This is a genomic window from Clostridium sp., from assembly GCF_021443865.1.
In the GTDB taxonomy this organism is placed as follows: Bacteria; Bacillota; Clostridia; order Clostridiales; family Clostridiaceae; genus Clostridium.
This window is the reverse complement of record NZ_JABUTB010000005.1, coordinates 12,622-31,821: the sequence shown is the minus strand read 5'-3', so window position 1 is coordinate 31,821 and position 19,200 is coordinate 12,622. Positions and strand designations below refer to the sequence as shown.

Here is a 19,200-nt window from a genome sequence, read left to right as displayed (position 1 = left end):
AAAGATTTATTAGAATTATACAAAGATGTTAATGAAGAAAAGCTCTTTGAAAACCTAGAATATTTCCTAAAGAAAATTATGCCTATTTGTAATAAATATAATATTAATATGGCAATACATCCTGATGATCCTTCATGGAGTGTATTTGGTTTACCTCGTATTATCATTAATAAGGAAAATATTTTACGTGTTTTAAATACTGTAAATGATCCACATAATGGTGTTACTTTCTGCTCTGGCTCCTATGGAACAAATCCTAAAAATGATTTACCTGATATAATTCGTTCCCTTAAAGGAAGAATACATTTTGCCCATGTTAGAAATTTAAGATTTAATTCACCAACTGATTTTGAAGAAGCCTCACATCTTTCTTCTGATGGCTCCTTTGATATGTACGAAATAATGAAGGCATTATATGAAATTGGATTTAAAGGTCCAGTTCGTCCAGATCATGGTCGAATGATATGGGATGAAGTTGCTATGCCTGGATATGGTCTATATGATAGAGCACTTGGCGCTACTTATTTAAATGGTCTATTAGAAGCAATTATTAAAGGAGATAAATAATATGAAGTTATCCCAAAATGGACTATCAAATAGTGAGTACTTAAGGAAATTAGGCTATGATATTCCTAATTATAATAGATATAAAATTACAGAAAACACAAAAGAAAATCCTAAATGGATTCATTTTGGTGCAGGTAATATATTTCGTGCTTTTCAAGCAAATATTGTACAAACTCTTTTAAATGATAACATCATTGATACTGGTATTATAATTGCTGAAGGCTATGACTATGAAATTATAGAAAAAATTAATAATCCAAATGATAATTACAGCATTCTTGTTACATTAAAATCAAATGGAACTATTAATAAAACTATAATAGGTAGCATAACTGAATCATTAATAGTGGATACAGAAAATGAAAATGATTTTAATAGATTAAAAGAAATATTCAAAAAGGATTCTCTTCAAATGGCAACTTTTACAATTACGGAAAAGGGATATAGTTTATTGGATGGACAAGGTATCCCTCTTCCATCAGTATTAAAGGATATAATAAATGGTCCAGAAAAGCCTAAAAGCTATATTGGGAAAATAGTTTCTCTTCTATATACTCGTTATAAGTCAGGAGAGAAGCCATTAGCTATGGTAAGTATGGACAATTGTTCAAGGAATGGAAGTACATTTCATAGCTCTGTATTAGAAGTGGCTAACAAATGGCTTGAAGGTAAATTTGTTGAAAAAGAATTTATTAATTATATTAATGATGATAATAATGTGTCTTTTCCATGGACTATGATTGATAAAATAACACCCCGCCCATCCTCTTCAATAGAGTCTCTTTTAAAAAATGATGGATTTGAAGAAATTGAACCTATAGTAACAAGTAAAAATACTTTTATAGCCCCATTTGTAAATGCTGAAGAATGTGAATATTTAGTTATAGAAGATAATTTTCCAAATGGTCGTCCACCATTAGAAAAGGCTGGCGTTATATTTACTACAAGAGATAAGGTCGAAAAAGTTGAAAAGATGAAGGTATGCACTTGTTTAAATCCACTTCATACAGCTCTTGCTATCTTTGGATGCCTTCTTAGTTATGAATCAATCTCTAAGGAGATGGAAAATAAACACTTAGGAAAATTAGTTGAAATTATCGGTTATAAAGAAGGTCTTCCTGTAGTTGTAAATCCAGGTATATTAGATCCAAAGGATTTCATTGATACTGTTATAAATGTAAGACTTCCAAATCCTTTTATCCCTGATACTCCACAACGAATAGCTACAGATACTTCCCAAAAACTATCCATTCGTTTTGGTGAAACAATAAAGGCTTATAGTAATTTGAATATATTAAATGCTAATGATTTAAAATTTATTCCTCTTGTCTTTGCTGGATGGCTTCGTTATCTTATGGCTATAGATGATAATGGAAATTTATTGGAATTAAGTCCAGACCCAATGTTAAAATCCTTAATTCCAATTATGTCTACTATTAAACTTGGTGATAATAAAAACTTTGAAGAAATATTAAGGCCTATACTTAAAGATAATAAAATTTTTGGAGTAAATTTATATAAAGTAAATATGGCTACTACTGTTTGTAATTATTTTAAAGAAATGGTATCTGAAATAGGTGCAGTTAAAAGAACCTTAGAAAAATACCTATAAGGAGGTTATTATGAAAGATTTTATTAATGAGGATTTTTTATTAAAATCAGAAACTTCAAAGAAATTATATAAAAACTTCGCCTGTAAAATGCCAATTATAGATTTTCATAATCACTTAAATCCAAAGGATATATATGAGGATAAAATATATAATAATATTGCAGAAGTTTGGCTTGAAGAAGACCATTATAAATGGCGTGCTATGCGTTCATATGGAATAAATGAGAATTCTATAACTGGTAATTCTCCTGACTATGAAAAATTTCTAGCATGGTCCGAAACTGTCCAAAACTTAATTGGGAATCCCCTATATCATTGGACACATCTTGAACTTAAGAATTACTTTGGAATAGATATTCCATTATCTCCTGATACTGCAACTATGATATGGGATGAATGTAATAAAAAACTAACCTCCAAAGAGTATTCCATTCGTAATCTTCTTAAGATGCAAAATATAGAAATTCTATGTACTACAGATGATCCTATTGATAGCTTAGAATATCACAAGAAGCTTAAAGATGAAAATTTTCAAATAAAAGTGTTACCAACCTTCCGTCCTGATAAAGCAATTGATATTGAAAAAGACGATTTTGATATCTATATACAAAAATTAAGTAAAGTTACTACCAAAGAAATAAATAATATTTCTCATTTAGTAGATGTATTAAAAAATAGACTTTTATATTTTATAGATAATGGTTGTTTTATAAGTGATCATAGCATAGAAGGAAGCTTTTCTATATCTACTACTGAAAATGAAGCTAATACTATTTTTCAAAATAGACTATCTGGAATAAGCCCCTCCCCTATTGAAGCTTCTAAATATAGGGGTTTCATATTAAAAAAGCTAGGCTATGAATATGCTAGACATAATATAACTATGCAATTGCATATTGGTGCTCTACGAGATAACTCTACCCGTATATTAAAAATGGTAGGTGCTAATTCAGGAATAGATAGTATGAATGATTTCAATTATGCTAAAGCTCTTAGTTCATTATTAAACTCCCTAGATACTACTAATGAACTTCCAAAGGCAATATTATATTGTTTAAATCCAAAAGACTTGGAAATGCTTTCAACAATGTGTGGTAATTTTCAAAGTAATAAAACTGGAATTAAGGGGAAAATTCAATTAGGAGCTCCATGGTGGTTTTCAGATAATAAATTAGGAATTGAAAATCATATAGATATATTATCCTCTACAGGTATGTTTTCTACTTTTGTTGGTATGGTTACTGATTCAAGAAGCTTTTTATCTTTCCCAAGACATGAATACTTTAGAAGAATTTTATGTAATAAAATAGGACTACTTATAGATAATGGTGAATATCCAGATGACTTTAATTATCTAGGAAAACTAATAGAAAATATTTGTTATTATAATTCTAAAAACTATTTTTCTATATAAGGCACTTTCTTATTCCATATATATAATATAATGGAGGAAAATTATATGGCCTATGTTGAAAAAAAGCCTATAAAAAGAAGTACCCTTAGATTATTTATGGGAAAAGCTTATTATAGAAGTAAAAAATATATACAGTGGTATTTTTCCAATAAGTCTTACAGTAAAAAAATTAATAATGAAAACTTAAACTACTTAGTATTTACACACAAAACTCCACTTTATAGAAAGTTAAAAGATGTGGATATGTATTTACAAAAAAATAAAGTTGAAAATTTAAAACTAGCATTAAAAAAGCTTAATGGATTAGAAATTAAACCAGGTGAATACTTTTCTTACTGGAAGGCTATAGGCAAGCCAAGCTACAGGAAAGGATATAAGGATGGGGTTGTATTATGCCCTGATGGCAGCTTTAAACCTGGAGTTGGTGGAGGCCTTTGTCAGCTATCAAATTTAATTTATTGGATGACCCTTCACACACCTTTAACTGTAACAGAAAGATATAGACATAGCCATGATGTATTTCCAGATATAAAAAGAACTCAGCCCTTTGGTTCAGGAGCTACTTGTTTTTATAATTATTTAGATTTAGAAATCAAAAACACTACCAATACTAAATATCAGCTTGTTCTATTTCTTACTGATAAACACTTAGTTGGTGAATGGAGAGCTACAGAGCCCTGTAACTATAGTTATGAAATATATGAAAAAGAGCATTCTATGACTCCTGGCTTCTTTGGACATTATATTAGAAACAATGTGATTTATAGAAAAGTGTACAACCTTAATAATGAATTATTAAAGGATGAATATATTTGCGAAAACCATGCCTTTATGATGTACCAACCATACTTAAGTAATGAACAATGCGTAATGGATAATGCATAATTGATGTGAAAACTCCTTTCGGAGTTTTGGTGAATGAAAGAATGAAAAGCCTCTTTGCTGAAGCAAAATTGGCATGAAAAAATGAAAGAATTATGGATTAAATTCCAAGAGAATTTATATTTTTTTTAACTCAGCTTGTCTGAGTTATTTCATCAATTATGCATTACGCATTATCAATTATGCATTAAAAAAACTGCCCTCAGGCAGTTTTTTAGCTATATGATTTTTTTAAGGCTTTTAGTACAACTTTTGGATCTTTTTTATATGGTGTTACTGGTATTACTTCTTTATTTTTTACTCCTAGTAGTGTATATACAGCAATTCTTGCAGCACGTACTGAATACTCTTCTGTAAATACCATATCTTCTGGAATCTCAACGAATTGACCGATCATAGCAAAGTTAGTTGAACCTTCTGGCACTACTTTAGGTCTATCTGTAAACTTTCTTGGTTGGAATTGTGAATCTATATATGGCATCATACATGGAATTACATTTACTACTGAATCCATAATTTCGTCAATATCATTTTCAAAATGAAGATGATAAATAAGTTCTGTTAATATTTCTTTTCCTGTACAATCTTTCATTGGCTTATTTACATAATCACCTTTTTTATCTGTATAAAGTCCATATCCCCAAAGAATAGTTGTATCCATTGGTTGGTTTTTGAAATGTGGTTGTGCTGCTACTACTATACTCATTAACCAGCTTGAATCTTTAAAAGTCATTAATGCTCCACTTCCTGGTATATTTCCTGAAAATTGTTCAATAAGCTTTAATAACTTATTTCCTTTACAAGTAACCGTAAAGCTTTCCCAATTAGTGTTATCTGGATTTTTAAAGAATGGTGTTGGATTGCCAAGTCCAATCTTTTTCTTAGCAACTTTTTCCCAAAGCTCTCCTGAAATAGGCTTTTCTACATTATATTCTGGTGCTGTATTAAAATCTCCTAATGTTGCATTATCAGTCATACATCCAGTAGTCATAATACATATATCATCATCTTTTAATTGTATTATTCTCTCTCCTTCATTCTCCTTTATATGAATTGCTGTTGCTGTTATTTTATCTCCTGGCTTAAAATCAATATTTGTAACTGTAGCATTTATACTAAAATCTACATTTTTACTAACTAAATACTCTTTTAAAGGAAGAATAACTGATTCATATTGGTTATACGGTGTACGAGTTACCCCTTCTAAAGTTTCAATTCTTGAAAATTCAAATATCATACGTTCCATATACCTTTTAAATTCAAATAAACTAGACCACTTTTGAAAAGCAAAGGTAGTTTGCCACATATACCAAAAATTAGTAGTAAAGAAATGTGGTGTATGTCTAAACCAGTCTTCTATAGTTAAATCATCTAATTTTTCTTCTGGCATCATCATTAATTTTCCTAATGCTAAACGATCAGCATTATTAAATCCCATTTTAGTTACATCTATTATCTTACCGTCTTTGTCAATTAAACGCGCTTGAGAATGAGTTGGATGTAGCTTATCAAAATTTAATATTTCTTCAGTTACACTCATTCCAGGCATATCAATTGATGGTATAGATTTAAGTAAATCCCAAAAATTCTCGTAAGTTTCTTCATTTAGCATTCTGCCACCACGTGCAATAAATCCAGTCATAGAATTTCCAGCCCCATCATTACTTCCACCTAAAACCTTAAGACCTTCAATTATATGAATATTTTCTCCTTGAAAATTACAATCCCTTATTAAGTATGTTGCACCTGCTAATGAAGCAAGCCCTCCTCCAATAAAGTAGGCTTCCTTTCCATGATTATCTTCAAAGCTTTCACTAAAACTTACAAAGTCTTCTTTTTTTTCTTTATTATCTTTTATTTTCTTTGCAGCAGCTGCCACAGCAGCTGCTCCTGCTATAGCTCCAACAATTAATAAAGGATTTACTTTACTATTATTTCCTTTTTTACTCATACCGCTATTCCTCAACTTTCATTATATAGTATCTCTTTTATTTAATTATAATTTATTAAATAATAAAAGTATTTTAAAATTTTCATATTAAATATTTGTATACTATAAAAATACAGCACATAAAGCGCTGCATTCTTTTACTATTTTCTTGATAGCTCATCCAAATATTTGACTGCACTTAAAGAAGCTATATTGCCTTCCCCAGCTGACTTTATATATTGATATGGCTTACCGACACAATCACCTGCAGCAAAACATCCCGCTATATTAGTTTTCATTAACCTATCCACAGCAATATGTCCATCTTCCATCTTTAAACCTGGAACTAACTGTCCTGGAGAAATTGAATCTTTTAAAATAAACACAGCATTAGTTTCTATTTCACTATTTTTTAAAATTAATTTATTTACCTTTAAATCTCCAACAACTTCTTCAGGCTTATCTTCTACTAATGTTACATTATCATTTAAGCTATAAGTTCCCTTATACATAGGAACATAATATACTTTTCCTGCAATTTCAGAAACATAATTTGTTTCATCTTCCGCTTCTTTATTATGACCTATTATAGTTACAGTTTTATTTTTGTATAAAGGTGCATCACAAGTTGCACAATATCCTACACCTTTTCCTAAAAATTCTTCTTCTCCTTTAATAGGTTTTGTATATTCTATTCCAGTAGCGATAATAATAGATTTTGCTTCAAAGGTTTTATCATTTGCCATTAAAGCAAAATATTCTCCCATAGCATATATGCTATTTATTCTTTCCTCTATTATTTCAATATTCATTTCATTTAAATGCTCTTGAAACTTTTCTTTTAATAATTCTCCAGTAACATTATAAAATCCCAAATAATTATTTATTTTAGGTGCCTTAACTATTTTATTAGTTAAGTTTTTATTGCCAAATATAATAAAATCTTTATTTCTTATTCTTGCATTTAATGCAGCTGATATTCCTGCTGGACCACTTCCTATAATAGCAATATCATATCTTTTATCCAAAATACTACCTCTATTATAGATGCTTAATTACAGCTTCCTTTAAAGAATCCTTTGGCATAAATCCTACTAAAGTATCAACTGGAGTACCATTTTTAAATATCATTAAAGTTGGAATACTTGAAATTTGATATTTATTTGCTAAATTTTCATTTTCATCAACATCAATTTTTACAAATCTTGCATTGCTGACTTCCTTAGAAACTTCTTCAACAACTGGAGCAATCATCTTGCATGGACCACACCAAGTTGCCCAGAAATCAACTAGTACAACGCCTTCATAATTTAAAACTACTTCATTAAAATCTACTTCTGATACATGTTGAACCATATAAATCTACCTCCTGATATACCCCTAAGGGGTATTAATAAATTAATTTTACTATACTCCTATTTAATTAGTCAATATTCTCTATAATATTCTGTCCATTATTCACAAATTTATTTCTTTAAATTTAAAAATTGTGATTCGTATAATTCCTTATACAAGCCTTCTTTTTCAAGAAGTTCTTCATGACTTCCTTTTTCCTCTATTCCCTTATCTGTTAAAACCAATATTTCATCTGCATTTTTTATAGTAGATAATCTATGAGCAACAACTATTGTAGTTCTGCCTTTACATAACTCTTCTAAAGATTTTTGAATCATATATTCTGTAGTATTATCCAAAGCAGATGTTGCTTCATCTAAAATTAAAATTGGTGGATTCTTTAAAAATACTCTAGCAATAGATATTCTTTGTTTTTGTCCACCAGAAAGTTTAACTCCTCTTTCTCCTATATAAGTATCATAACCATCTGGTAAGTTCATTATAAATTCATGTATATTGGCTCTTTTAGCTGCTATAATTACCTCTTCATCAGTAGCTTCATGATTACCATATAGAATATTTTCCTTAATAGTTCCAGTAAATAAGAATACATCCTGTTGAACTATTCCAATATTTCCTCTTAATGATTCTAAAGTAATTTTATATATACTTTTATTATCTATTGTAATATCTCCACTACTTACATCATAAAATCTTGGAATTAAATTACAAAAAGTAGTTTTCCCTCCTCCAGATGGACCAACTAATGCCAGCATCTTTCCTGCTTCAATTTTTAAGTCAATACCTTCTAATATACTCTTTTCTTCATAGCTAAAGTGAACATCTTTAAATTCAATATCTCCTTTAACATTTTTTAATTCTATATCACCATCTTCTTCTACTTCTTCATCTATAATTGATATAAATCTTTTAAATCCAGTCATACCATTTTGATATTGCTCCATAAAGCTTACTAATTTCTTTATTGGTTGTGTAAATAGTTTGATATATAATAAATAAGCAAAGAAATCTCCTAAATTAATATAATTAAAATAAGTAAATATTCCACCTGCTATTAATGAAATATAATCTAATATATCTATACCAAAACCTACGCCTGCACCATATTCAGCCATTACTTTATAGGCTCTTGCTCTAGCTTTTTTAAATCTATTATTTCCTCTTTTGAACTTGTCTATCTCATATTCATGAGATACAAAAGCCTTTGTTATTCTAATTCCTGAAAGTGAGTTTTCAAGATTTGAATTTACCGCTGAAGTTTCAACTCTAGTTTCCATAAATGCATTAAGCATTTTATTTTTTTGCTTCCAAGTAAATAAAACTATAAATGGAATAAATGCAAATATAATTAAAGTTAGTGGAATGTTTATTGTGCATAATACTATAAATGATCCTAAAAGCATAACCACTGAAATAAATAAATCCTCTGGTCCATGATGAGCTAGTTCTGATATATCCATAAGATCATTTATCATTCTACTCATTAAATCTCCAGTTTTATTATTATCAAAATATGTATTAGGTAGTTTTTGTAAATGTAAAAACATATCCTTTCTCATATCTCCTTGCATATGGACCCCCATAACATGTCCATAATATTGCATGAAGTATGCACATGCAGCTTTAACTAAATAAATTATTATTAATGTAATTGCAAAAACAGCAAGCATTCTAATATCTCTATTAGGAATACTATCATTTACTAATGTTCTAGTCATCATAGGATAAACTAAATCACAAGCTGCAGCTATTAAGGCAACTGAAATGTCTAAGAAAAATAATTTCTTATGTGGCTTATAATAACTAATAAATCTTTTTACCATGTATAACCTCCTATGTTGCTACAAATTATTATTACTTAATAATAGCTTTATTTAGTAATTATTTCAAGTATCTCTTATAATTTACCTATAAATATCAACTATTAAGCCTTGTATTTCATCTATAGATGCAGCAACGTTAAGATTTTCCATTTCTCCTTTTAAAAGTGACTCTGTTAATTCTTCTAGTTTTTTATCTATTGTATCTACAGTTATAAAATATTGTGTTTGCCAAAAGCTTATATCCTTTTTAGTGTCATACATAAATTTTAATATAGATTCTAAATACTCTTTAATAATTTTCTTATATGCAAGCACATCACCATAGGTTTTAGTAATTACTAATCTACTTCCCTTTTTATGAATGTCCTCAATCATTTTCTTTAATTGCTCTTCTGATTTTCTATCTCTTGCTTGATTAAAGCTTTGGGAAAAATCTTTTTTTTCAGATACTATTTTTCTATCTTGACTAACTATACTTTTTCTATTAATTCTTCCAATTTCCATAATCTTCACCCTCTCATAAATTATTATAACATTAAAAATTATTAAGCTCACTTTTTATATGTATTATTATTAATAAAAATAAATACAATATATTTATATAGGTTTTTCATAAAATATTTTTAAATTTTGGAGGTTTTTAAATGTGGTTTAACAAAGAATCTAAAGAAATTGTAAATGAATTATCCACTGATTTAATAAATGGCCTTTCCTCTTCGGAAGCCAAACTACGATTAGATAAAAATGGATTAAACAAAATTCAAGGAAAAAAGAAAAAATCTATATTTCAACTTTTCTTAGCTCAAATTAATGATATTATGATTTATATTTTATTAATTGCTGCTATTATTTCTTTTGTAGTTGGAGAAATTAGTGATTCAATTATTATCTTAATAGTAATATTTATTAATGCCATTATAGGAGTTATACAAGAGTCTAAGGCTGAAAAGGCTTTAGAAGCATTAAAAAGTATGTCAACTCCAAGGGCAATTGTGAAAAGAGATGGAAATATTATAGAGATACCCTCAGAAGAAGTTGTAGTTGGAGATATTATAATTATTGACGCTGGAAGATATATTCCTGCTGATTTAAGAATAGTTGAATCTGCTAACTTGAAAATTGAAGAATCAGCCTTTACTGGTGAATCTGTTCCTTCTGAGAAAGACTCTAATGTAATTACAGAAAGTGAAGAAGTTCCTATAGGTGACCAACATAATATGGCATTTATGTCTACCTTAGTAACCTATGGTAGAGGTACTGGAATAGTTGTTAATACAGGCATGAATACTGAAATAGGTAAAATAGCTAAAATGCTTGATTCAGAAGATGAAAGTTCTACACCACTTCAAAAAAAGTTAGCTGAACTAGGAAAAATTCTTGGCTTTGCTGCTGTAGGAATTTCAATAATTATGTTTGTAATATCTATATTCCAAGGTAGAGATCTATTAGAGATGTTCATGACTTCTATTAGTTTAGCTGTTGCTGCTATTCCGGAAGGATTACCAGCTATAGTAGCTATTGTGTTAGCTCTAGGTGTTCAAAGGATGATTAAAGAAAATGCAATTATTAGAAAATTGCCTTCTGTTGAAACCTTAGGTTCTGTTAATATAATATGTTCAGATAAAACAGGTACATTAACTATTAATAAGATGACAGTTAAAAAATATTATGTGAATGGACAAATATATGACTTAGAATCAATAGATATTAATAATAAAGAAACTGAACTTCTAACCCATGGAATGATTCTCTGTAATGATGCCACTTCAAAGGATGGAGTTCAAACTGGAGATCCAACAGAAGTTGCCTTAATTGATGTTGGAAATAAAATTAATATATTTAAAGATGACCTAAATAAAAATTTTAAAAGAGTTAATGAAATTCCTTTTGACTCTGATAGAAAGCTTATGACTACTGTAAATTCATATGAAAATAAATACTATGTATTTACAAAAGGTGCTATAGATAGCATCTTAAAAATTTCTAATAAAATATTGATTAATGGTGAAATTAAAGAATTTTCTAAGGAAGAAAAAAACAAAACATTAAATGCTTCTAATTTAATGTCAGATGATGCCTTAAGAGTTCTAGCCCTTGCTTATAAACCCATAGACAATGAACATGTACCAATAGATGAATTAGAAAATGATTTAATATTTATTGGACTTATGGGAATGATAGATCCTCCTAGAGAAGAAGTAAAAGGTTCTATTGAATTAAGTAAAAACGCTGGTATTAGAACTATAATGATAACTGGAGACCATAAAAATACTGCTGTGGCCATTGCTAAAGAACTTGGAATTGTAAATGATATTTCCGAAGCAATGTCTGGAAGTGAAATAGATAGTTATTCGGAAGAGGAATTCACAAAGATTGTTAATAATTATAAAGTATTTGCAAGAGTATCACCAGAACATAAGGTAAGAATAGTGAAAGCTTTTAAGTCCTATGGAAATATAGTTTCTATGACAGGTGATGGTGTAAATGATGCTCCATCTTTAAAAGCAGCAGATATTGGAGTTGCTATGGGCATTACTGGAACAGATGTAGCTAAAGGTGCTGCTGATATGGTATTAACAGATGATAACTTTACTACAATAGTTAAAGCAGTAGAAGAAGGAAGAAATATTTTTAATAATATAAAAAAATCCATAATTTTTCTTTTAAGTTGTAACTTAGGTGAAGTAATTGCTTTATTTATAGCAATACTTTTAAATTGGCCTGCTCCTCTTTTACCTATTCATATCCTTTGGGTAAACTTAATAACAGATAGTTTCCCTGCATTATCCTTAGGTGTAGACCCAGGTGATAAAGATGTAATGAAGCTTCCTCCAAGAAACCCAAAAGAAAGCCTTTTTGCTGGTAGAATTGGGATACTATTGATTCTAAATGGAATATTAATAGGTGCTAATACCTTATTTGCATTTTTATTAGGTGAATATTTATATCCTGACTCATTAAGGCATGCTCAAACTATGGCATTTGTTGTTCTTAGTGTTTCTCAACTTTTCTATTCTCTAGCTATGAGAAATGAAACAAAATCACTATTCCAGGTTGGGATATTTAAAAATAAATGGCTAATAGGATCATTATTATTAGGTATAGCCCTTCAATTTGCTATAATAACTATTCCTTTTACAGCTGATATATTTAAAGTATACTCTCTTAGTTTAAAGGACTGGGGAATAGTATTATTAATTTCATTAATTCCTTTTGCAATTAACGAAATTGTTAAAGTTTTCTTTAGGGAAAGTGATAAGAAAAAAGCTTCTAAACAGCTATAATAAGAATATAGAAATATAAATAACATCAATATAATAAGGAGCTGTCGCGACAGCCCCTTAATTCTTTAATTCTTTAAATTTTTCATTATAGAAATTCCCACTTGTTAATACTCCGTTATTTATTGAATAAATCTTATCTGCCACTTTTTCTGCAAAACTCATATCATGAGTTATAATTAGCATACTCATACCATCCTTAGCTAAAGACCTTATTAATTCTGAAACTTCTCCAGTTAAGCCTGGATCTAAAGCTGATGTAGGTTCATCAAAGCACATAAGCTTTGGATTTAAAGCTAAGGCTCTACCAATAGCAACTCTTTGCTTTTGACCACCTGATAGCTGATATGGATATTCATGTATCTTATCTTTAAGACCTAAAAAACTCAAAATTTCCTTGGCATTTTTTACTGCAATTTCTTCTGGTTGTCCTAAAACTCTTTTTGGTGCTTCTATCAGATTATCTAAAACATTCATGTGAGGAAAAAGATTGAAATTTTGAAAAACTAGTCCAATTTCTCTTCTTGCCTCATTAAATTTCTTCTTATCTGCATAAATTCCTTCGTTACATAAGTACTTTCCATCTATTTCTATAGTGCCACTATCACAATACTCAAGTCCATTTACACATCTTAATAGTGTAGTTTTCCCACCACCAGAAGGTCCTACTATTACTACTACCTCTCCAGAATTTACTTCTAAATCTATTCCCTTTAGAACTTCTGAATTTCCAAATTTCTTTTTTAATCCTTGAATTTTTAGCATAGTATCCCCCCTACTCATAATAGTTAAACTTTCTTTCTATTAATTCTAATATTTTTGTTATTAATCCATTAAAAATTAGATATACAATGGCAACTACTACAAAAGGCATAATAGATGATATTCTATTGGCTGCAATCTTAGCGATTTTCAATAATTCATCTAAGCCTACAACATATATTAAAGCTGTATCCTTTACTAATGTAACTACTTCGTTAGCTACTGGTGGAAATATTCTCTTTAATGCTTGTGGCATTATTATTCTAAAAAATGTGTCCTTCTTAGTTAACCCAAGAACTTCTGCACCTTCAAATTGCCCTTTATCTATTGATAAAATACCTGCTCTAAATATTTCTCCAAAGTAAGCTCCATAGTTTAATACCATTGCTAATATAGCTGCTGGAAATCTTGGAATATTTATATTTATTAATGGTAGTCCAAAAAATATAAATAATATTTGAAGCAATAAAGGAGTTCCTCTTAAAACTAATACATATATTCCTGTTAATGATTTAATTGCCTTTATCTTAGATAATCTTCCAAGTGCAATTATAACTCCTAAAGGTATTGATAGTATTAGTGTTATTAAAAAAATTTCAATTGTTACCTTTAGTCCTTCTATCACTTGAGGAAAAAAAGCTATTATTTCATTTATTAGTTCCAAAATAAACCCCTCCTGTATTTTTATTTAGCAATAATATCTTCACCAAACCACTTTTTAGATATTTCTCCTGCTATTCCTTCATCTACTAATTCTTTAAATGCCTTATTAAAAGCTTCAACTAATTCTTTATCATCTTTTCTCATACCTACAGCATAGGATTCTTCTCCAAAGTCTTCATCTAATACTTTATACTTCTCAGAGCCTCTTTGATTAATATAGTACTTAGCTAATATTTCATCTGCCACTACTGCATCTAATCTTCCTGCTTCTAAATCCATTAAAGCTTCATTATTAGTATCGAAAGTTACTAATTTACCGTCTTTAAAAGTAGTTATTATATCACCATCTGATTCTATTGCATCCACTGCACTTGATTGATTTTGAGCCCCAACTACAACACCTTTTAAATCAGCTTTAGAATTAATTTCTGAATCTGCTAATGTTATAATAACTTGTCTATTATTTAAATAAGAAATTGAAAATTCCACTTTTTCCTTTCTTTCTTCAGTAACACTATATCCATTCCAAATAAAATCTATATTACCATTGTTAAGCTCTGTTTCCTTCATACTCCAATCTATTGGTTGAAGTTCAATTTTCTTACCTAGCTTCTTTTCAATTTCCTTTGCCAAATCTATATCAAAGCCTGTATATTCCCCATTTTCATCTTTAAATCCCATTGGTACGAAGGTATCATCAAAACCAAGTACTAATTTTTCTTTTTCTACATAGCTTTCACTTTTTTTCTCTCCACAGGATATTAATGTAATAGCTAATATTGACATTAATACTACTGATAATATTTTTCTTCTAACCTTTAAATTCATAAATAATTCCCCCTTAAATATTTATCACAACGCTTTTCTTATTTATTACTTTACTACACTAAAGTAATAAAGTCAACAAATATATTAAATTTTTTGAAAATAAAGAGGTAGCATATGCTACCTTTTTATTTTAATCTAGTTCCTTCTTTTTCTTGAACTATCTTTCCTTCTTTCATTAAACCACCAAGAGCCATTTTAAAGTAATTCTTACTTGTATTAAATGTTACCTTTATATCTTCTGGTTTAGACTTATCATTAAATGGCATAAATCCACCATTCTTCTTTAAATACTTTAATATATCTTCTTGAATTTTTTCTCTTTCACTTAATCTTTTCTGTCTTGGAGTTAGGCCTATTACTCCATCTTCATATAGTCTTCTAACCCTTAGCTTCATTTCAGTTCCTGGATATATTTCAGTATAATACTCATTTGGTAAAATTAATCCTCTATATTTAGAATCAATAGCAATATGTACTGTTCCACCTTCAGTTTTACCATATACTTGACCTATTACTTCATCGCCAATCTTATATTCTTTTCCATCTTCGTTAGCAATTAAAATATAATCTTCAACATCTGTAGTTGCAGCTATTCTATCTGTTTTATCTAAATAAATGTAAAATAAATATTTACTTCCTGTATGTAGTTTGTATCTTTGCTCCTTTAAAGGTACAAAAATATCTCTATCTAATCCAAAATCTACAAAAGCACCGAATTCTGTTTGAAAAACTACTTTTAAATATCCTACTTCTCCAACTGTTACTAAAGGCTTTTTAAAAGTTGCAATTGGTCTATCCTTTGAATCTCTATAAACAAAAACCTCTATTTTATCCCCAACATTAATTTCTTTTCCTTCTGTCATTGATTTAGGTAATAATACGTCTGTTTTACCTTCATCCCCTAAATAATATCCAAATTCTTTTTCTCTTTTAACTTCTAATAAATTATATTTACCTATGTTAACCATCTTTCCTCCTGATTTTATAAGTATTCCCTACTAATATTTACATAATTAATTGCAGATTGCTCTATATGTGCAATTTCTTCTTCTGTAAGCTTTCTTACTACTTTAGCAGGGCTACCCATAATAAGAACGCCTTCTTCAAATTCCTTATATTGAGTTACTAAAGAACCAGCACCTATAATACTATTCTTTCCTATTTTTGCTCCATTTAGTATAATTGATCCCATACCTACTAAAACATTATCAGCAATACTACATCCATGAATAATTGCTCTATGACCTACAGTTACATTTTTACCTATATTAGTTTCGCAATCAAAATCTACATGAACAACTGAGTTTTCTTGAATATTGGTATTTTCCCCAATATGAATTTTACTCATATCACCTCGTATAGTAGTTCCGAACCAAATATTAGCATTCTTTTCTATTACAACGTCTCCTATTATATCAGCACTATCTGAAATATAGCAAGTCTTATCTATAGCTGGTTTAATTCCCTTAAAATCTAAAATCATTTTTCATCCCTCCAAATTGTTTTATTAAAGTTATTTTATCACTCCTTAATATTATTGTCATTATTTACACTTGTTAAATACTATATATATAATATAACAATTTATTGTAAGGGGCTTAAGTTGGGAAGGAAAAAAAGTAAGGATATAGATAACTTTGATAAATCAAATATTAAATATTACTATGGAATAGCAAATTATGATACAGTCTATTCAACTGGTAAAATTGCTCCTATGGATGCATATGAATATGCATATAAGCTTGGATTAAATTTTATGTTTACCACAGATCATAATTCTTATCTTTCTGATGAAGTATATATAAGGGAAAGTAAGTACTCAAAATTTCAAAGCAGTAAAATCTATGCATCTAGAATTCGAAAAAAATATACTGACTTTATTCCTTTAGTAGGATTTAAATGTAGTACTAATCAATATGGTGATATAAATATAATTAACAGTAATAACTTCTTTACTAATATAATTGAAGATTTTAAAATCCTAACATTATGGATGCTTAATAACATAGATGCTTTTATAACCTTTAACTATATAAATAAAAACACCAAACTACTTAACTATAATGAAGTTCTAAATAAAATAATAACTTCTGTAGAGGTTAATAGTAAGCTTCAAAAAAATGATAAATATTATTACAACTTATTAGATTTAGGATGGATGTTAGGCGCTATAAGTAAATATAGTATAAATAATATGCTTAACTTAGGTGAATCTGAAAATTTAACAGTTTGTATTTGTAATAACCTATCAACCTCAAATATAATTTCTGCATTTAGAGAAAGAAGAACTTACTCAACAGAATCTAGATATTTAAAGTTTTACTTTACTATTAATGATGAATTTATGGGAGACGAAATTTTTATATCATCTTCTAAGATAAGATTTATGATTTTTGCAGAAGATATGAAATATAAGATTAAAGAGATTCAAATAATAAGCAATAATGGAAAAATAATAAGAACCATTGAGAATATCAACTTAAATAGTATTAAATATTTATATGAACATAAGAAAGAAGATAATGAATCTTGGTATATTATTAAAATAATAGAAGATGATAATAGAGTAGCATTTAGCTCTCCAATTTTTATAATTAAAACTAGCCAAACTCTTTAAATAAAAAAACAAATAAATAAACATGACATTACTTTATAGAATGTCATGTTTATTTATTTTCAAAGCTTTTATTTTCCTTGATTTTTTAAATGTTTAACTCTATTAGGCTTAGCCTTTGGTCTAATTTCTATTTTCTTTTCTTTCTTCTTAGGTCCACCTGTATTATGTATATCCATAAACCACATAAAGAACCAAAGAATAACTATAGTAAATATCATAGTTACCCAAGGATTTGTTGATTTAACAAATATTTGAACCAAGAATAAAGCTACAGATATAGCTAATATAATCCATTTGTTTACTCTTACCTTTGAAAATACGTACTTTCTTCCAAGTGTGAATGATAAAGCCATTAATCCGATAGTAATAGCAATATATACTATATAAAATAATATGTTGCCCACAGTATAATTCCTCCTTTGAAAGCTTCTTATTATATATTAAAAGAAATACCCTATTTTTTCAAGATAAATAAATTTATTTATTTTTACATATTGCATTTTTATAAATTATTATTCTTTAGTAAAGTTTTAGCAATATATTAATTATTATGAATATTTTTATTAAATTTATTAAAATACCCTTCTAATTTAAATAATTATTTGATAAAATATATTAAGCAATAAAAAAATGTTAAAATGAGGTGATTTTATGAGTATAAACCTTACTAATCAATTGGATGAATTAGATTATCAAATATTAGAATTATTAATAAAGGATTGTAGAACTCCATACTTAGAAATAGCTAGAATATGTCATGTTAGTGGTGGTACAATTCACGTTAGAATGAAGAAAATGGAAGAGCTTGGTATAATTAAAGGAACAAGAATTCTATTAAATTTACCTAAGCTTGGTTATGACGTATGCTGTTTTGTAGGAATATATATAGACAAGACCTCTTCTTACGATTTAGTTTTTGAAGAATTATCAAAAATTAAAGAAGTAGTAGAGTTACATTTAACTACTGGTACTTATAGCGTATTTGCAAAAGTAGTATGCAGAAATATTACTGACCTTCAAAACATATTGTTAAACAAAATCAATCCAATTTCTGGGATTCAAAGAACTGATACTATCATTTCTTTAAATCAACCTATTGACAGAAATATTACTATATAGAGTATAAATCCTATTTTATTGGTTAAACTATTTTCATAACCGATAAAAGGGAGGATTTTTATGAAAGTATTAGATTCAATTGTTCTTATTTTAGTTATTGTTGGAGCTGTTAACTGGGGGTTGATTGGATTTTTCCAATATAATCTAGTTAACAACTTATTCGGCTTCATGCCTGCTTTAGAAAGAGTAATCTATGCGTTAGTAGGTATTGCTGGACTATATTCACTTTCATTTTTCGCAAAAAACAGATATATTAATTCAGAGGAATAATATGATATAAAGGGAGTAATAATTTACTCCCTTTATATTTATAATATTATAAAATTTATAACCTAATTATTTAATA

General features: G+C 28.4%; 19 protein-coding genes. 8 read left to right on the top strand and 11 right to left on the bottom strand.

Translation table 11 applies throughout. The annotated features are described in order from the left end of the window. The 4 genes from HUJ77_RS02035 to HUJ77_RS02020 form a co-directional block, all read left to right on the top strand. The coding region (locus HUJ77_RS02035) for a mannonate dehydratase (protein ID WP_291706902.1) at nt 1-567 on the top strand (567 nt) is incomplete at its 5' end. Nucleotide 568: 1 nt separating this feature from the next. Next, nucleotides 569-2,179, top strand: a complete 1,611-nt coding sequence (locus HUJ77_RS02030; RefSeq protein WP_291706901.1) for a mannitol dehydrogenase family protein — start codon at nt 569-571, stop codon at nt 2,177-2,179. Nucleotides 2,180-2,189: 10 nt separating this feature from the next. Continuing rightward, entirely contained in the window at nt 2,190-3,593 is a 1,404-nt protein-coding gene (gene uxaC / locus HUJ77_RS02025) for a glucuronate isomerase (protein ID WP_291706900.1), read from the top strand. Between the two features lie 45 nt (nt 3,594-3,638). Further along, the gene (locus HUJ77_RS02020; protein WP_291706899.1) at nt 3,639-4,478 is read left to right on the top strand and encodes a VanW family protein; all 840 of its coding nucleotides are present in this window, start codon (nt 3,639-3,641) and stop codon (nt 4,476-4,478) included. Between the two features lie 211 nt (nt 4,479-4,689). Here the strand turns inward: HUJ77_RS02020 and HUJ77_RS02015 are convergent, their stop codons facing one another. The 5 genes from HUJ77_RS02015 to HUJ77_RS01995 form a co-directional block, all read right to left on the bottom strand. Beyond that, nucleotides 4,690-6,426: an oleate hydratase gene (locus HUJ77_RS02015; protein WP_291706898.1), complete on the bottom strand. Its 1,737-nt coding sequence runs from the start codon at nt 6,424-6,426 to the stop codon at nt 4,690-4,692. A gap of 140 nt (nt 6,427-6,566) precedes the next feature. Next, entirely contained in the window at nt 6,567-7,433 is an 867-nt protein-coding gene (locus HUJ77_RS02010; RefSeq protein ID WP_291706897.1) for an NAD(P)/FAD-dependent oxidoreductase, read from the bottom strand. 13 nt (nt 7,434-7,446) lie between these two features. After that, nucleotides 7,447-7,761 carry a thioredoxin gene (gene trxA / locus HUJ77_RS02005; protein WP_291706896.1) on the bottom strand — a complete coding sequence of 105 codons (315 nt, stop codon included), beginning with the start codon at nt 7,759-7,761 and terminating at the stop codon, nt 7,447-7,449. A gap of 110 nt (nt 7,762-7,871) precedes the next feature. Next, nucleotides 7,872-9,584 carry an ABC transporter ATP-binding protein gene (locus HUJ77_RS02000; RefSeq protein WP_291706895.1) on the bottom strand — a complete coding sequence of 571 codons (1,713 nt, stop codon included), beginning with the start codon at nt 9,582-9,584 and terminating at the stop codon, nt 7,872-7,874. A gap of 81 nt (nt 9,585-9,665) precedes the next feature. Then, entirely contained in the window at nt 9,666-10,088 is a 423-nt protein-coding gene (locus tag HUJ77_RS01995; RefSeq protein ID WP_291706894.1) for a YaaR family protein, read from the bottom strand. A gap of 140 nt (nt 10,089-10,228) precedes the next feature. On the opposite strand from HUJ77_RS01995, the gene HUJ77_RS01990 reads away from it, so the two are divergent. Then, complete coding sequence (locus tag HUJ77_RS01990; RefSeq protein ID WP_291706893.1) at nt 10,229-12,868, top strand: calcium-translocating P-type ATPase, SERCA-type; 2,640 nt, start codon at nt 10,229-10,231, stop codon at nt 12,866-12,868. A gap of 57 nt (nt 12,869-12,925) precedes the next feature. Here the strand turns inward: HUJ77_RS01990 and HUJ77_RS01985 are convergent, their stop codons facing one another. The 5 genes from HUJ77_RS01985 to HUJ77_RS01965 form a co-directional block, all read right to left on the bottom strand. Then, nucleotides 12,926-13,630 carry an amino acid ABC transporter ATP-binding protein gene (locus tag HUJ77_RS01985; RefSeq protein WP_291706892.1) on the bottom strand — a complete coding sequence of 235 codons (705 nt, stop codon included), beginning with the start codon at nt 13,628-13,630 and terminating at the stop codon, nt 12,926-12,928. A 10-nt stretch (nt 13,631-13,640) separates the two neighbouring features. Then, nucleotides 13,641-14,282, bottom strand: a complete 642-nt coding sequence (locus HUJ77_RS01980; RefSeq protein ID WP_291706904.1) for an amino acid ABC transporter permease — start codon at nt 14,280-14,282, stop codon at nt 13,641-13,643. Between the two features lie 29 nt (nt 14,283-14,311). Continuing rightward, nucleotides 14,312-15,118, bottom strand: coding sequence for an amino acid ABC transporter substrate-binding protein (locus HUJ77_RS01975; protein ID WP_291706891.1), 807 nt, complete (start codon nt 15,116-15,118; stop codon nt 14,312-14,314). Nucleotides 15,119-15,243: 125 nt separating this feature from the next. Continuing rightward, nucleotides 15,244-16,086 carry a S1-like domain-containing RNA-binding protein gene (locus tag HUJ77_RS01970; protein ID WP_291706890.1) on the bottom strand — a complete coding sequence of 281 codons (843 nt, stop codon included), beginning with the start codon at nt 16,084-16,086 and terminating at the stop codon, nt 15,244-15,246. Nucleotides 16,087-16,100: 14 nt separating this feature from the next. After that, complete coding sequence (locus HUJ77_RS01965; protein ID WP_291706889.1) at nt 16,101-16,601, bottom strand: gamma carbonic anhydrase family protein; 501 nt, start codon at nt 16,599-16,601, stop codon at nt 16,101-16,103. A 120-nt stretch (nt 16,602-16,721) separates the two neighbouring features. On the opposite strand from HUJ77_RS01965, the gene HUJ77_RS01960 reads away from it, so the two are divergent. Then, a complete protein-coding gene (locus tag HUJ77_RS01960; RefSeq protein ID WP_291706888.1) occupies nt 16,722-17,735 on the top strand; it encodes a histidinol phosphatase in 1,014 nt (337 codons plus the stop codon). A gap of 68 nt (nt 17,736-17,803) precedes the next feature. Here HUJ77_RS01960 and HUJ77_RS01955 read toward each other — a convergent pair whose 3' ends face one another. Beyond that, a complete protein-coding gene (locus tag HUJ77_RS01955) occupies nt 17,804-18,088 on the bottom strand; it encodes a hypothetical protein (protein WP_291706903.1) in 285 nt (94 codons plus the stop codon). Nucleotides 18,089-18,386: 298 nt separating this feature from the next. Here HUJ77_RS01955 and HUJ77_RS01950 point away from each other — a divergent pair, with 298 nt between their 5' ends. Beyond that, complete coding sequence (locus tag HUJ77_RS01950) at nt 18,387-18,854, top strand: Lrp/AsnC ligand binding domain-containing protein (RefSeq protein ID WP_291706887.1); 468 nt, start codon at nt 18,387-18,389, stop codon at nt 18,852-18,854. A gap of 60 nt (nt 18,855-18,914) precedes the next feature. Further along, on the top strand, nt 18,915-19,124 hold the full coding sequence (locus HUJ77_RS01945; RefSeq protein ID WP_291706886.1) for a DUF378 domain-containing protein: 210 nt from the start codon (nt 18,915-18,917) through the stop codon (nt 19,122-19,124). The last annotated feature ends 76 nt before the right edge of the window (nt 19,125-19,200 follow it).